The 14,528-nt window shown below is 61.7% G+C and carries 12 protein-coding genes; 2 read left to right on the top strand and 10 right to left on the bottom strand.

Annotated elements, in window-relative coordinates; all coding sequences use genetic code 11:
- The first annotated feature begins 224 nt into the window (after positions 1-224).
- Both AB9K34_RS08360 and AB9K34_RS08355 read left to right on the top strand, forming a co-directional pair.
- A complete protein-coding gene (locus tag AB9K34_RS08360; protein ID WP_369953972.1) occupies positions 225-1,220 on the top strand; it encodes a ligase-associated DNA damage response exonuclease in 996 nt (331 codons plus the stop codon).
- Positions 1,217-2,770: a cisplatin damage response ATP-dependent DNA ligase gene (locus AB9K34_RS08355; protein WP_369953971.1), complete on the top strand. Its 1,554-nt coding sequence runs from the start codon at positions 1,217-1,219 to the stop codon at positions 2,768-2,770. Before AB9K34_RS08360 ends, AB9K34_RS08355 begins: the two co-directional genes overlap by 4 nt.
- Here AB9K34_RS08355 and AB9K34_RS08350 read toward each other — a convergent pair.
- The 10 genes from AB9K34_RS08350 to AB9K34_RS08305 all read right to left on the bottom strand — a co-directional run bounded on the left by AB9K34_RS08350 (position 2,767) and on the right by AB9K34_RS08305 (position 14,506).
- Positions 2,767-4,224 (bottom strand): FAD/NAD(P)-binding protein, encoded by a 1,458-nt coding sequence (locus tag AB9K34_RS08350; RefSeq protein WP_369953970.1) that lies wholly within the window; start codon positions 4,222-4,224, stop codon positions 2,767-2,769. The two genes, AB9K34_RS08355 and AB9K34_RS08350, sit on opposite strands and share 4 nt — an antisense overlap.
- 135 nt (positions 4,225-4,359) lie before the next feature.
- Positions 4,360-6,270, bottom strand: a complete 1,911-nt coding sequence (locus AB9K34_RS08345) for a sigma-54-dependent Fis family transcriptional regulator (RefSeq protein ID WP_369953969.1) — start codon at positions 6,268-6,270, stop codon at positions 4,360-4,362.
- Between the two features lie 85 nt (positions 6,271-6,355).
- Complete coding sequence (locus tag AB9K34_RS08340) at positions 6,356-6,922, bottom strand: hypothetical protein (RefSeq protein ID WP_369953968.1); 567 nt, start codon at positions 6,920-6,922, stop codon at positions 6,356-6,358.
- Between the two features lie 314 nt (positions 6,923-7,236).
- Positions 7,237-8,808, bottom strand: coding sequence for a GMC family oxidoreductase (locus tag AB9K34_RS08335; RefSeq protein WP_369953967.1), 1,572 nt, complete (start codon positions 8,806-8,808; stop codon positions 7,237-7,239).
- 11 nt (positions 8,809-8,819) lie between these two features.
- On the bottom strand, positions 8,820-9,344 hold the full coding sequence (locus AB9K34_RS08330; protein WP_369953966.1) for a twin-arginine translocation signal domain-containing protein: 525 nt from the start codon (positions 9,342-9,344) through the stop codon (positions 8,820-8,822).
- A gap of 53 nt (positions 9,345-9,397) precedes the next feature.
- On the bottom strand, positions 9,398-9,793 hold the full coding sequence (locus tag AB9K34_RS08325) for a VOC family protein (RefSeq protein WP_369953965.1): 396 nt from the start codon (positions 9,791-9,793) through the stop codon (positions 9,398-9,400).
- A gap of 77 nt (positions 9,794-9,870) precedes the next feature.
- Positions 9,871-10,914 (bottom strand): NAD(P)-dependent alcohol dehydrogenase, encoded by a 1,044-nt coding sequence (locus tag AB9K34_RS08320; protein WP_369953964.1) that lies wholly within the window; start codon positions 10,912-10,914, stop codon positions 9,871-9,873.
- 65 nt (positions 10,915-10,979) lie between these two features.
- Complete coding sequence (locus AB9K34_RS08315) at positions 10,980-12,611, bottom strand: molecular chaperone GroEL (protein ID WP_369953963.1); 1,632 nt, start codon at positions 12,609-12,611, stop codon at positions 10,980-10,982.
- 64 nt (positions 12,612-12,675) lie between these two features.
- Positions 12,676-13,479, bottom strand: a complete 804-nt coding sequence (locus AB9K34_RS08310) for an iron-sulfur cluster assembly protein (RefSeq protein ID WP_369953962.1) — start codon at positions 13,477-13,479, stop codon at positions 12,676-12,678.
- A gap of 4 nt (positions 13,480-13,483) precedes the next feature.
- Positions 13,484-14,506: an amidohydrolase family protein gene (locus AB9K34_RS08305; RefSeq protein ID WP_369953960.1), complete on the bottom strand. Its 1,023-nt coding sequence runs from the start codon at positions 14,504-14,506 to the stop codon at positions 13,484-13,486.
- Positions 14,507-14,528: the final 22 nt, after the last annotated feature.

The following is a 14,528-nucleotide window of genomic DNA, read 5'->3' as shown; positions in this document are numbered from 1 at the left end:
CGGGCGGCCAGGATGAAGCGTTCATGAAACGCCCACTCTTCGTCCGACATCAGGTCTCGTGCCAAGCTGGTCTCCATTGCAGATACCAGTTTGAATCACGTTCAGCCCGCCCTGTTAACACCTTTTGTCAACACGGCCTAGAAATTTGATCATTCACACGAAAGAGCGAACCCTGAAGCTGGAGTTGGGGTTGCCTCGGGGCAATTTCGCGCTTTGTTTAACCCATGGCCATTCTTGAAAACACCGATGCGGGCCTGTTTTGTCCTGCAGGCGGGTTTCATATCGACCCGCTGCGACCCGTGGACCGGGCGTTGATCACCCATGGCCACGCCGACCATGCTCGTGCGGGGCACCGGGCTGTGATGGCAACCGCGCAAACGCTCGATATCATGGCGATCCGCTATGGAGAGGCGTTCGCTGGTGTGCGGCAGGTGGCGACACCGACGCGCATTGGCGATGTGGACGTTTCATTTCATCCGGCCGGACACGTATTGGGATCGGCACAGATCCACATCAGCGGGCGCACCGGATCGGTCACGATATCGGGCGATTATTCCCGTACGGCCAACCCCGCCTGCGCGCCGTTTCAACCCGTACCCGCCGACATTTTCGTGACCGAAGCAACATTTGGCCTGCCGGTGTTCCGCCATCCGGATCCGCTGGATGAAATCGGCAAGCTGCTCGCTTCGGTCGCGGCCCAGCCCGAGCGTGCGCATCTCGTGGGGGCCTATGCCCTGGGCAAGGCGCAACGGGTGATCATGCTGCTGCGCGACGCCGGATGGGACGCCCCGATTTATATCCACGGGGCCTTGCAACGCTTGTGCGACTATCACATCGCTCAGGGCATTCCGCTCGGCGATCTGCGCCCCGCGACCATCGACCGGAGCACCAAGGCGCAATTTGCCGGGCAGATCATACTCGGACCACCATCGGCCTTTGCCGCCACATGGGCGCAGCGCTTCCCCGATCCGGTCATCTGCTTCGCAAGCGGCTGGATGCAGGTGCGTGCACGGGCGCGCCAGCGCGGCGTGGAATTGCCACTGGTGATCTCGGACCATGTCGACTGGCCCGATCTGACCCGCACGATCACCGAACTGAACCCTGCGGAGACATGGGTGACTCATGGCCGTGAGGACGCTGTGATCCGCTGGTGCGATTTGCAGCAGCGCGCCGCACGGCCGCTGCGGCTGGCGGGTTATGACGACGAGGCCGAGGCATGAAGCGCTTTGCCCGCCTGCTGGAGCAGCTTGCCTTTAGCCCGCAGCGCACCGGCAAGACACGTCATCTTGTGCAGTATTTCGCCGCCGTACCGGATCCTGCGCGCGGTTATGCTCTGGCGGCGCTGACCGGAGACCTCGCTCTGCGCAAGGTCACCCCGTCCATGCTGCGCGCGCTCGTGGCAGAGCGTGTCGATGCCGAACTGTTCGCGTTGTCTTATGACTTCGTCGGTGATCTGGCCGAGACGATTGCCCTGATCTGGCCCGGCGGCGGCGGTGCCGATCCATCCCTGCCCGAGGTGGTCGAGGAACTGGCCGCCACTGCCAAAACCGCGCTTCCCGGCGTGATTGCCGCGAGACTTGACACGCTGGGACCGTCAGAACGCTATGCCTATCTGAAGCTTGCGACCGGCGGCCTGCGCGTTGGAGTGTCCGGTCGCATGGCGCGGCTGGCAGTGGCCGATTTCGGCACCCTGCCCCTGACCGAGATCGAAGAGCTGTGGCATGGGCTGACCCCGCCCTACACCAGCCTCTTCGCATGGGCGGAGGGGGGCGCGAAACCGGTGAACGCCGCCAAGGCCCCTTTTCGACCGGTCATGCTGTCCACGCCAACCGACGCCAATGCACTGGACGCACTGGATCCCGCCGATTTCACCGCAGAATGGAAATGGGACGGCATCCGTGTCCAGGCGGTGTGCGACGGAGGCGTCAAACGGCTCTATTCCCGCACTGGTGAGGATATATCCGCCGCCTTCCCGGATGTGCTGGAGGCGTTGAGCCATGATGCGGTGCTGGATGGCGAACTGCTGGTGCGGCGTGGCGATGCCGTTGCGCCCTTCAACGACCTGCAAAAGCGGCTGGGCCGTAAAACCGTCAGCGCCAGGTTGCTGGCCTCGCATCCGGCGGCGCTTCGCGTCTATGATGTGCTGATCGAAGGCCCCGACGATCTGCGCGCCCTGCCCCATCACGCGCGTCGCGCAAGGCTGGAGGCGCTGCCGCTCGATCCCGCGCGCATCGACCTGTCCCCGCTGCTGCGCTTTGACACATGGAACGACATCGCCGCGCTGCGCGCCGAGCCGGGAGATCCGGTGATTGAGGGTGTGATGATCAAGCACCGTCAGAGCCCCTATCTGGCCGGTCGGATCAAAGGACACTGGTTCAAATGGAAACGTGACCCGATGCTGATCGACGCAGTGCTGATGTATGCCCAGCGCGGGCACGGGAAACGGTCCGGGTACTATTCCGATTTTACCTTTGGCGTCTGGGACGGCGAAGCGCTGGTGCCGGTCGGCAAGGCGTATTTCGGCTTTACCGACGCCGAGTTGAAAGAGCTGGACCGTTTCGTCCGCACTCACACCACCGAGCGCTTTGGTCCGGTACGCGCCGTCGCACCGGAAAAGGTGGTCGAAGTCGCGTTCGAGGGGCTGGCCGAAAGCTCCAGACACAAATCAGGGCTGGCCATGCGCTTTCCCCGCATCAACCGCATCCGCGATGACAAACCCGCAGCCGAAGCCGACACGCTGGAAACCGTTCGCGCGATGATCCCCCGCTAGAGTCGCGCGGCCCACGCCCGCGTGGTGGCGCCGAAACAGTCGATCAACGAATCCGTGCCCCATGTCTGCCCCTCGGTCGTGCGACCCAGCACCGACAGCCCCGGCGACAGGGTGCGCAGGCCGCAATCGGCCTTCAGATGGCCATCGGTGACAAGCCCCCGGACCAGCGGATCGGTGATGTCATCCGGCGCAGGCCCCGGCAGAACGCAGTTGATCATCGTGTCTGCCAGCAGCCCGGCATCCAGCCGCCAGCCACCGGATTCCAGCGCGATGGATGGATCATCCGCCATTGTCAGCCGTACGATCTGCGCAGCCACAAGCGCTCTTAGCAGGCGCGCACTGTAAACCGGCGGCCCATAGGATATGCGCTTGAGCCCACGCTCGAACCCCAGCATCGCCTGCCGCGTTTCGCACCTGCCCGTGCCCGTTGCGAAGGGCGGCCGCAGATCGACCTGCAGCTTGCGCCACACCTGTCCTACCGTATAGCCGACCGTCGGCGCGGCGCGGCCTTCCGCCATGGCGATCCCGTGGTCTAGCGCGGTGACAGGATCCCGTTCGTCCTGCGATCCGGGCGCGTGGCGCTCGATCTCAAGCCATCGCTCGGGATCGTCGCCGGTGATACGCCGCGCGATGGGGGACAGCGCGGTCGTCAGCCGTTTCAGCGCGTCGTCCGGACCAGATGTCAGCGCCTCGGTCACCGCCTGCACCATCGCTGCGCGCTCGGCCTCTGTGGGATCGAAGATTGCGTCCAGCGCGGCACTCGCCGGTTTCGGCATCGGCGGTACACCGTCCAGAGAAAAAGGTGCGATCACCGCGGGTTCGCGGCCCGAGGGCGCGTAGGATTCACCGTCAAATTGCCCACCCTGCCCGACGGTCAGTATCGCCACAACATCCAGCGTCGACAGCGCCAGCCCGCGCAACGCCACCCGCCGACCGGACCAGACGGCGCCGGCAATCGGCCCTGTAGGATAGGCATCCAGAAGTGTCAGCCCATGTGTCTCCGCATGGGCACGCCAGCGCGCGACCTGCTCATCCGGCGCAACCGGTGGCTGGCCCTGCGTCAGCAGCACATGATCATAGGGTCCGCGTCCGTTCACCCGCCAGCCGCCCTCATGCGTCACCCGCATGGCGCGCTCGGGCACAAGGTGCAACCGGGGGCGCAACGCCTGCCACCGCGCGGTCAAATAACGCCCGACAGCGGCGCGCGGTGGATAGCTGTCTGGCGGCACTGACAGCCATTCGCCGATGTCAGGCGCACCGAGATCGAGTTCGCGCACGGGTAGGTTCAGCAGGCACTCGGTCTCTTCATCGGGACGAAAATTCGGCCCGACGCCCGGAAACGGGCCCGGCTCGAAAACGTCGATCTGCAGGCCCGGAACCGCGCTCAATGCCGCCTCTGCCGCCGCCAGTCCGCGCGGCCCGCAGCCCGCTATCGCAAGGGTTTGCTGTTTCATGGTCCAGCGTTAACGGAAGCAGGCAAGCGGGGGAAGCATTGACATGCGACTCTTGACAGGATGTTCCGGACACGCGCGGCTTCTGTCTTTCCGACCTATAGACGTAGCCTTTGCAGGCGGATCCTCTGTCGGGTGTCACCCGCGTTCGATCCGGTATTGGCGCATCTTGCGATAAAGCGTGGGTCGCGATATTCCCAGAACCGCCGCGACCCGCGTGAGATTGCCTTTCTCGGCTTGAATCGTCCGGCGAATGGCGCTTGCTTCTATGCTTTCAAGGTCACCCGAATTGCCGCTCAGGATGCTTTCGAGTGAATCCGCCTCGGGTTCATCGAAATCGTCGCGCAATTCCGGAGGCAAATCACGAATCTTCACGACCGGCCCGGAACCGACAAGATAGATGCGTTGCACGGTGTTTCGCAGTTCCCGCACGTTTCCGGGCCATCTGTAGCCCAGAAGGAGATCGGTCGTGTCGTCGGCAAAGCTCATCCGTGGTCGTCCGATCTGATCGGCGAAATGGGCCGAGAAATGTTCGACCAGCGAAAGGATGTCACCCCCACGTTCGCGAAGCGGCGGCACTTCGATCGTTATCACACCGATCCTGTAGAAAAGATCACGCCGGAACGTTCCCTTGTCGATTTCGAGCCTCAGGTCGCGGTTCGTCATCGTGACGAGGCGCACATCGACGGGTCGCCGCTTGTCATCACCCATACGGTAGATGGCGCGCTGTTCGAGCGCACGCAACAGATAGGGTTGCAGTTCGATGGGCATATCGCCGATCTCATCAAGGCACAAAAGCCCGCCATCGGCCTGCTCGAACTTTCCCGCCCGTCCGCCACGCACCGCGCCGGTAAACGCGCCGTCGACATAACCGAAGAGCTCGGCTCCGATCAGATCACCTGAAATGGCCGCGCAATTGACAGGCACATAGGGCGCGTCCACCCGGCCAAGCCGACTGTGGATCAGGCGGGCAAAAAGCTCCTTCCCAACGCCAGTCTCGCCCTGGATGAGAACCGACACATTCACTTTCGCCGCTCTTTCGGCCAGTTCGATGGCCTCAAGCATTTTCGGAGATGCCCCGATGATCTGGATTGTATCCTCGGGGACATTGCGCCTGGGCTGGATGCTCAGAACATCTTTTCGGGACCGCGACTCGGGCGTTTCGGAGTTCAGAAACAAGGCCGCGCCGCGATAGGTGTTATCGAAGATCAGCCGTTCCAGACCCTGCGCCTCCAGATGCGGAGGAAGCAGGGCTGGAAGATCATTTTCCGAGAAGGATTCGAGGTCCGGCAACAGTTTGCTGCCTACCAGAAGTTTTTCCGAGGCGGGAAGGGTCGTGTCGTCTATCCCCCGCCGGAACATGATGCGCCCGTTACGGTCCAGAAGAAGAACCGAATTGTCTCCGTGGCTGTACTTGGACTGAAGGAACGCCTCAAGAAGCTGGGTCCTGTCCTGCCGCTGTTGCTCGGCGAGCGCGATCTCGATCTCGCGGGCGGCAGCAAGAACCAGCGCAACATTGTGACGGCGAAAGATATCGGGCGGCCCGGACAGGTCCACGACCCCGATCAGAGAGTTGTCAAAAGGGTTTCTGATAGGTGCTCCGGCGCAGGTCCACGCCTGAACCCCCTCGACGAAATGTTCTGCCGCGTGCACATATATCGGCTTGCCGGTTTTCAACGCCGTGCCGATGCCGTTGGTTCCGACGGCCTTTTCATCCCAGTGGCCGCCGATTTCCAGGTGGATCTCCTGGCCATCGTCGAGCACCGATTCATCGCCGATTGCATCGATGATGACGCCCTGGTCATCCGCAAGGATCAGGATGGACTTGGCATCACTCAGATGTGGCTCAAGCCGCTTGAACGCCGCCGAGGCAGCCCTGCGAAGATCGGCGTTCCGCTTCCGCCGCAGCGATATCTCGTTTTCGTCCGATATCTTGCGGGACCCGAGAACGCCCGCATCGACACCCAATTCCATGCTGCGTTGCCAGGACGCCAGAATATCGGCTCTGACCGGGCCCGGTCTGACGCGGCTGGATTGATCGGATGTCACGAAAGTTTCCCAGGCAGAACGTACCTCGCGCTCCGACGGAACGGTCGTTCCGATATCCTTTGGTAAAGTTTCGTCCTTGCTGGCTTTATAGTAGCTCGCTCGAGTCATCGTCAGGTGTACCGTCCCTCTTGTCCGTTTGGCTGTCAGAACGGTCCAGGATCTCGCTCGAAAGGCCCAGCGATTCTTCGAGCCTCAGAACAAGATCCTCTTCCGTGAAGTCAGCGTTCAACCCGATGTCGTCATACTCGATGAGCGACTCTCGAATTTCATCGCCGAGCGGAGAGATAAAGCCGTTCTCTTTCGTCGCGAGAACAACGCGCCTTACCCCCAACTTGGTACGGATCTCACCCAGCAACTGAAGCTGTCTTCCGTTGTTTCGGTCAGCAAGCACAATTCGTCCGTTCAAGCTCAATCGCACATAAGGGTCCGGGTCGTCGGATTTGGCCGCCCCGGATCCAGACATGGTATAGATGAGAAGACCCTCGGGCTTGGGCTTCTCTTTGCGCCGGGCCTGATCCTGACGCATCTTGGTGAATCCGCCATTGGTAATCTGATCCGCCAATCTGCGTATCGTTCCCGCATTTTCAGAAATGAGGCGCTTCGCACGGGCGTCTTCAGGACGCGGTCCGTCCCGCTTTGAAAAGATATCCAACGCGCATTCCTCCCGTCGGGAACCTACCACCTCACTAGGCACGAGGCTACGTCAAAATGTCGCAATATATGCGAGTGCTCAAAAACTGAACGCATATTTTAGCATTGGGACAGCCTTGAAACCGGCACAGACCGATATCCGGGATCACGGCGGGGCCAGGCCGCAGATATCAGGGCACCGACAGCTACCGCGCCCGTTTTCTCGCTGCTGCGCGGTTTCATGTCGTTCATCGAGCGGATACCAACCTGTCTCCGCTCGCGCTTTTGGTCCTTGCCGAGCCGTCCCGCGTCACCGGACGCGGGACGGTCGCAGGATCAGATTTCGCCGCGGCTCATCGCTCCCGAGATGAACTCCGCCTGCCGTATGGCCAGCGCAACGATCGTCAGCGTCGGGTTCTCGGCGGCGCCGGTGGTAAATTGCGAGCCATCCGAGACAAACAAGTTGGCGATGTCATGGCTCTGGCCATGTCTGTTCACCACTCCGTCTCGCGGATTCTCCGACATCCGGTTGGTTCCGAGATTGTGCGTCGAGGGATAAGGCGGTGTCGGCAGGACACGGGTCGCACCGACCGCCTCATAGATCGCGCTTCCCCGATCATAGGCGTAGTTGCGCATTGCCACATCGTTCGGATGATCGTCGTAATGCACGTCGGCCGCCGGAAGGCCATGCTGGTCGAGCAGCTCGGTATTGAGCGTGATCCGGTTGGTCTCCTGCGGCATGTCCTCGCCGACGATCCACATCCCGGCCATGTTCTCGTAACTGTCGAGCGCCGAGGTAAACTCGCGCCCCCAGCTGCCGGGATCGAGGAAGGCCGCCGCGAACGGAAGCCCGACCGATACCGTCTCCAGTTCGAAACCGCCGACAAACCCGCGTGACGGATCGTGCCGAGCCTCGTCCTGAACGATCCCGGCCATCGTTGTGCCGCGCCACATGCGCACAGGCTTGTCAAAGACCCCGTAGACCGAACCGGTGGTATGGCGCATATAGTTGCGTCCGACCTGACCCGAACTGTTGGCAAGCCCGTCAGGGAACATCGACGACGCCGAATTGAGCAGCAGACGCGGGCTTTCGATCGAGTTGCCCGCGACGCAGACGATGCGCGCCGCCTGCATCTGGAGATTGCCGTCGGCGTCGAAATATTCCACGCCCGTAACCTTGCCGGCATCGTCATGCAGGATGCGCGCCGCATGGCTTTTGATGCGCACTTCGAGATTGCCGGTCGCTTCGCCCTGTTCGATATCGGTATAGGCGGACGACCATTTGGCGCCCCACTTGCACCCCTGGAAACAGAAACCTGTCTGCTGGCACATCAACCGATCCTGGCTGTCCGTCGAGTTGATCGCCATGCGGCCAGTGTGGACCTCGGCGTAACCAAGCGCCTTGGCTCCGGCCTCCAACACCTTGAAGTTGTTGTTTCCGGGCAGGCCTGGCAGACCGTTTGTCCGGGTGACATTCAGCTTCTTTTCCGCCTTGTCATACCATGGCGCCATTTCGGCACCGTCGATGGGCCAGTCGAGCAGATTCGCGCCCTGAACATTCCCGTAGGTGGTCGCCGTCTTCCACTCATGGTCCTGAAAGCGCAGGCTCGCGCCCGCCCAGTGAACGGTCGAGCCGCCGACAGCCTTGACGATCCAGGTCGGCAGACCCGGAAAATCCTTGGCGACCCGCCAGTCACCGCTGGTGCTGCGCGCATCGGTCCAGGCCAGCTGACCGAAGCTCTCCCACTCGTCGTTGATGTAATCATCCGGCAGATACCGCCCGCCGGCCTCGAGCGCCACGACGCTTACGCCCTTCTGCGCAAGCTCGTTGGCGAGAACACCACCGCCCGCGCCGGTGCCGATGATGACCACGACGCTGTCGTCGTTCAGTTCAAAAGGTGCAGCCATGGTTCCCTCCCTCAGAGCCAGTTGATGTCGTTGAAACCGCGGTCGATATAGCCACCCTGCGAATAACTCTCGCCCTCGTAGCCAAAGAGCGGCCAAATCGCCTTCTGGTTATAGAGACCGGTGACCAGCCCGGCCCTGATCTGCTGGAAAAAGGCGCCCTCTTCGATCGCGCGCAACAGGTCGACCCGGTCGCGTTCCCAACCGACAGCGAGATAGCGCGCGTGACCGCGCCCCCGTGCGGCACCATCGAGCGCCGCAATGCCAGCCTCGATTTCCGGCGCCGCCTCCGCCGTGTCGTACCCCTTGACTGCGATCACATAGAACGCGTCAGACACACGGTCATGCGGATAGATATCGCGCGCCATCTGAACGAGCGTCGCGAAAGTCTCGGGCGCAAGGTGTTCGGTCTCGGCCGCCCAGGCCGCATCGGGAGCGGCGATGAAACCCGCTCCGATCACGAAACTCGCCCCTGCCGCGCTGGCGCGCGACAATAGCTGGCGTCGGGTAAGATCCCGGTTGCTTGCGTTCTGTCTCATCGATTTCCTCCCTTGAGATATGTCGGCGAGGCTCCTCCGCCCCGCCATCAGGTTCATTTGAAACGGCCGCTCCTCTCGAGCACTTCGATCTGGTAGCCATCGGGATCGGCCAAGAAGAAAAATCGCGCCACGCGTGTCCCCGCTGGTGCAAATTCCACCAGCTTGCGGGGCTCGAGCCCCTCTGCCTCGAATCGCGCATGCTCGGCATCGAGATCCGCGACCGAAACCGCGAGATGGCCATAGCCATCGCCCAGATCGTAGGGCTCGGTACGATCCTTGTTGACGGTCAGCTCAAGCTCGAACCCGGTCTCTTCGTTGCTCAGGTAGACCAGCGTGAATTCGGGAAAGTCGAACCGATCCGCGATTTCCAGCCCGAAGGCACGGCGGTAGAAACTGATCGAACGCTCTTCGTCGAGAACGCGGATCATCGAATGAATGGCTTTGGCCATGGTATCCTCAATTGGTTGATAGGGTACCGGCCAGCCTATCGGCCGACCGCAGGGGTGTCACCGGTGAGCACCATTACCTAAGGAACGATGACCCCACGTCCGGTGAATTTGCGGGCCTTGAAATCCGAGATCGCCAGGTTGATGTTGTCGAGGCTGTATTCGGTCTGATGCATCTTGACCTTGCCGTCGGCGTTCATCTCCATCAGTTCGACCAGTTCGACGAAATCGCCCACAAGGCTGCCGCCGATCTTGATCTCGTTGGCGACGAGTTCCAGCGTCGGCACCTCGACCGTGCCGCCATATCCGACCATGATCAGTTCGCCGCCCTGCCTGAGCAGTTTCCAGCACAGGTTCTCGGTGCCATGCTCGCCGACAAAGTCGATCGCCACATGCGCGCCACCTCCGGTGCGGTCCTTGATTTCCTCTACAAGGTTCGGACCGCCGGCAATTACGATGTCTGCGCCAAGATCACGGGCCAGCTTCTGTGCGCTCGGCTCTTGATCGACGGCAATGACGCGCGCGCCGCTGGTATGCTTGAGCACCTGAAGCGCGATATGGCCAAGGCCACCGATACCCAGCAGCACGACGTAACCACCGGGATGCAGCAGCCTGGCGGCCTTTTTGGCTGCGCGATAGGCGGTGATCCCGGCATCGGCCATCGGCGCGACAGATAGAGGCGTGATGCCGGTGTTGAGTTTGATGACCGCCCGTTCGTTGGTCTTGAAATATTCGGCAAAGCCACCGTCAAGGCCAAGTCCTGGGAACTTGCCGTGATCGCAATACATGTCGTGTCCGTAGCGGCAATTCAGGCAGATTCCGCATGCGTTGAACGGATGACAGATCACCGCATCGCCCGGTCTGACAGAGGTCACGGCGCTGCCGACATCCTCGACCCAGCCTGCGTTCTCGTGTCCCATGATGTAGGGAAGAAGGCTGCCCTCGCCATCCATGATGTCCTTCCAGACACCTTCGATGATATGCAGGTCGGTGCGGCACAAGCCGGCCGCACCGACCTTCACGATCACCTCATCCGGAGCTGTGATTGTGGGAGGAGAGACATTCTCAATCTTCAGCTGCACGTTCATCGCGGGATCGTATTCGTAGAGTCTCGCTGCTTTCATGGTCTTGTTTCCTTGGAATGGGGCGGGCACTGCAAGCGCCGCGCCCGGACTGTTGGCTGCTCTGACTATTGACGCCCCAGAAGCTCTGCTCCGCCGCCGAGGGCCGGGCCTTCGGTCGGATCGGCCTCTCCCTCTTCGAGATCGCCAATCAGGGTCTCGGTAGTCAGGATCAGCGTGGCGACCGAGGCGGCATTGACGAGCGCGCTGGCGGGCACCCGCGCCGGATCGATGATGCCGGCCTCGAACATGTCGCCAAATCCGCCGGTGGCCGCGTCATAGCCATGATCCCTGGCCGCGTTTACCACCTTCTCGCAGACGGTGTCGTCATCGGCCCCCGCATTGCGCGCGATGCGGCGCACCGGCTGGGTCAGGATCGACCGCACCAATGCGACACCGCGGGCCATGTCGCCGGACACGTCCAGATCGTCAAGGCAAGGCGCGATCTGTGCCAGGGCCGTACCGCCACCGGCGACCACGCCGTCCTCCGCCGCCGCGCGGACGGCGCAGAGCGCATCCTCGATCAATTGTATGGTGCGCTTCTGTTCGACGGGCGTGAACCCGCCGGCGTAGATGATCGCGCTGCCCCCGGTCAGCTTGGAAAGCCGCTCGCGCAACTTGTCCTTTTCGATATTCGGCGGCGCGACGTCGTGCTGGCGCTGGACCTGGGCGCGGCGTGCCCTGATCGCGTCCGGATCGCCCTCGCCGCGCAGGATCGAGGTCTGCGCCGCCTGGGTACGCACCGACTCGGCACCGCCAAGCTGGGCGCGGGTGACATTTTCGATCTTCTTGCCGAGATCACGAGCCAGCACTTCGCCGCCAGTAAGGATTGCCAGATCCTCCATCATCGCCTGACGCCAGTGACCATATTCCGGAGGATGCACGATCAGGTATTTTCCGGCTCCGCCGTTATCCAGCAGCGTAATGACGACTTCGGGGGCGATCTCCTCTGCAATGATCAGCAGCGGACGATCCTCATCGTCCGCGATCCGGCGCGCCGCATCCAGAACACCCGGCTTGAGAATTTTCTGGTCGGTCATCAGGATCAGGGGATTGCGCAGCACCGCTTCCATGTGTTCGCGGTCGGTGACCATATGGTGTGAAATGTAACCCCGCTCGAAGGACATACCTTCGACCACCTCCATCGTGGTGTCGATGGTCACACCGAAATCCGCCGAGATCACGCCATCGCGCCCGACGCGGGAATAGGCTTCCGCCACCAGCGCGCCCAGCTTCGGATCGGTTGCCGAAACACGGGCGACCGCGTCGAGATAGGCGGGATTGTCGTCGCAATCGCGGGACGAGGCGGCAATCGCGTCGACGATGGTCTGCACCGCCAGGTCGATGCCCCGGCAGAGGTCCACGGGCCGCACGCCATTATCGGTCATGTCGACACCGTTCTGGATCAGCGCGTTGGCCAGGACGATCGCCGTCGTGGTCCCGTCGCCGGCCACGTCGTTGGTCTGCATCGACACTTCGCGCACGACCTGGGCACCCATATTCTCGAACCGGTCTGTCAGTTCGATCTCGGATGCGATGCTCACACCGTCCCGGGTCACCAGCGGTGTCCCCACCGGACGGTCCACCATTGCGTTCAGCCCCTTGGGACCCAGTGTCGGTTCGACCGCCGCCGCAAGCCGCGCGACTCCCCGCGCGAGACGATTGCGGGCAGTCTTGCCATGCACCATGAGTTTAGCCATATTTTCCTCCTTGGACCCAAAGCGACCTTGGGCCTCCTCCCTCTATGTGTGGTGGTTCAGCTACTTACCGGCCGGTCTCCGTGATCTCTCGGGGCGGCACGCGACCGGCCATGAAATCGACCAGCGTCGGCCCCTCCGGACCGATCTCGACCTCCTTGTAGCGACTCTGGGCGAGTTCCCGGCACAAGGCGCCGCTGAACTCCATATTGATGCGCGTGCTGCGCAAGCGACCGAGATGATCCTTCAGATCGTCAGCGGCGATGGGCTGCCCCTGCCAGGTCGGGAACGCCAGATCTTCATCCGCCGAGGCGAGATCGCAGGTTGCGAGGATATCGAGATATCGCGGCAGTTGCCGCAGCTCGTCCTCACCTGTGAAGCGCACCCGTTTCAGAGTGCCGAGGCGCATCCCGACGATCTCGTCCACCGCCCTGCCCTGCGCTTCGAGCCCGAGCAGGATCACTTCCTGCCGCCGATCGAAAGCCTTCGCCAGGAATTTGTCCACGACCTCCTTGAGCACCGCGCCGTCACAGTTCTCGGCAAAGATCTCGTGGAAGGGGCGACCGCTGTTCACGCCCTTGTTGACCTCGTCACCCAGGCAGTGGTCCATGAGATGCACCTCGACCCCGCGCACCCAGGGCAAGGCCAGGACTTCGGAGCGGATGCCGAAAGCCATCAGGAAAGCGAAGTTCGGTGAACACCAGTAGGTCGGAAGCCTGAATTCGACGCGCACCCGCAGGTCATCGGACACAGCCACGGACTCGACGAAGTTCATGTCGGTAATCGGCTCGTCGAGTTCCGGATCCGAGACTGCCGCAAGACAGTCCCAGACCTCGAGTTCCCGTTCGGCCATAACTTGGGCTACGAACATCAGATCACTCCGCCGCGATCTGGACCGGTGCGCCGGAAAGCTGCTTCTTCTTGCTCTCGACGTCGATCCCGTAGAGCCTTGCCGCGTTGAGACCAAGTATCTTTTCCTTGGCCTGCTCGGTCAGTTCAACACCGCGTCCCGCCACGACATCTTCGGGCAGTTGAAGCGCCCACAGCCGTTCGACGAGCCAGCGCGGGGTCCAGATCCCGTAATCCGAGCCGAACAGGATCTTGTCTTCGCCAATCCAGAACAACAGCTCGGTCATGATCTCGGCAAAGTGACGCGGCCGGTTGTAAATCAGGGGCAGCGCGACGGCGATCCCGCCGTAGACGTTGGATTCCTGCGTTGCAATCCAGGTGAAGTCATCCAGGCGCGGCAAGCCGCAATGCTCGATGATCCAGTTCAGGTTCTCGAAATCGGTTGCCGCGTAATCGACATCGCTGACGTCAAAAGCATCCTTGGACAGCGGCTTGATCGTCGGTCCCTTGTGAACATGAATGTTCCTGATGCCGAGCTTCTCGCAAAGCTCGAAGCAACGATAGGCATCAGGATCATCGAGCCGCCAACCCTTGGAAGCCCCGTTCCATTCGGCCGTATACATCTTTACGCCCTGAATGTCGTAGGTCTCCTTCATCCAGTGGATATACTCCAGCGCCTTTTCACCGTCGCGCGGATCGAACGAACCGTTGACGATGAACCGCTCGGGATAGCGCTTGGCCACCTCGGCGTTGCGTTCAATCGTATTGAAACCGTTCTTGTAGAAATCCTTCAGATAGGTCGACTGGATGATCGCCATATCGTCGGGGCCGTCGATGAACAGATCGGTATACAGATCGTCCGCGCTGTATTTCTCGAACTTCTCCTTGGGCCACAGCTCTTCCTTGGGACTGAAACCGGTGTGATAGGCATAAAAGCAGTCGATGAACTGCTTGCCGTGGATATTGGCCTGGTTCTCGGGGCTGCCGTCCCAAAAATGGACATGGCCGTCGATAACGAAGATCTCTTTGCCGTCAGGTGTCTTGAACATGGTATCCTCCCTGGATGTACGT

The sequence above is a fragment of the Sedimentitalea sp. XS_ASV28 genome (genome assembly GCF_041224545.1).
Classification (GTDB): Bacteria; Pseudomonadota; Alphaproteobacteria; order Rhodobacterales; family Rhodobacteraceae; genus Sedimentitalea.
Note: the sequence above shows the minus strand (reverse complement) of the source record. Positions and strands in the feature narration are given on the sequence as shown.

Coding starts and splice junctions, on each gene's coding strand:
- AB9K34_RS08315 (WP_369953963.1), bottom strand. CDS start 12,611: ATGGCTAAACTCATGGTGCATGGCAAGACTGCCCGCAATCGTCTCGCG.
- AB9K34_RS08305 (WP_369953960.1), bottom strand. CDS start 14,506: ATGTTCAAGACACCTGACGGCAAAGAGATCTTCGTTATCGACGGCCAT.
- AB9K34_RS08320 (WP_369953964.1), bottom strand. CDS start 10,914: ATGAAAGCAGCGAGACTCTACGAATACGATCCCGCGATGAACGTGCAG.
- AB9K34_RS08310 (WP_369953962.1), bottom strand. CDS start 13,479: ATGTTCGTAGCCCAAGTTATGGCCGAACGGGAACTCGAGGTCTGGGAC.
- AB9K34_RS08325 (WP_369953965.1), bottom strand. CDS start 9,793: ATGGCCAAAGCCATTCATTCGATGATCCGCGTTCTCGACGAAGAGCGT.
- AB9K34_RS08330 (WP_369953966.1), bottom strand. CDS start 9,344: ATGAGACAGAACGCAAGCAACCGGGATCTTACCCGACGCCAGCTATTG.
- AB9K34_RS08350 (WP_369953970.1), bottom strand. CDS start 4,224: ATGAAACAGCAAACCCTTGCGATAGCGGGCTGCGGGCCGCGCGGACTG.
- AB9K34_RS08335 (WP_369953967.1), bottom strand. CDS start 8,808: ATGGCTGCACCTTTTGAACTGAACGACGACAGCGTCGTGGTCATCATC.
- AB9K34_RS08360 (WP_369953972.1), top strand. CDS start 225: ATGGCCATTCTTGAAAACACCGATGCGGGCCTGTTTTGTCCTGCAGGC.
- AB9K34_RS08355 (WP_369953971.1), top strand. CDS start 1,217: ATGAAGCGCTTTGCCCGCCTGCTGGAGCAGCTTGCCTTTAGCCCGCAG.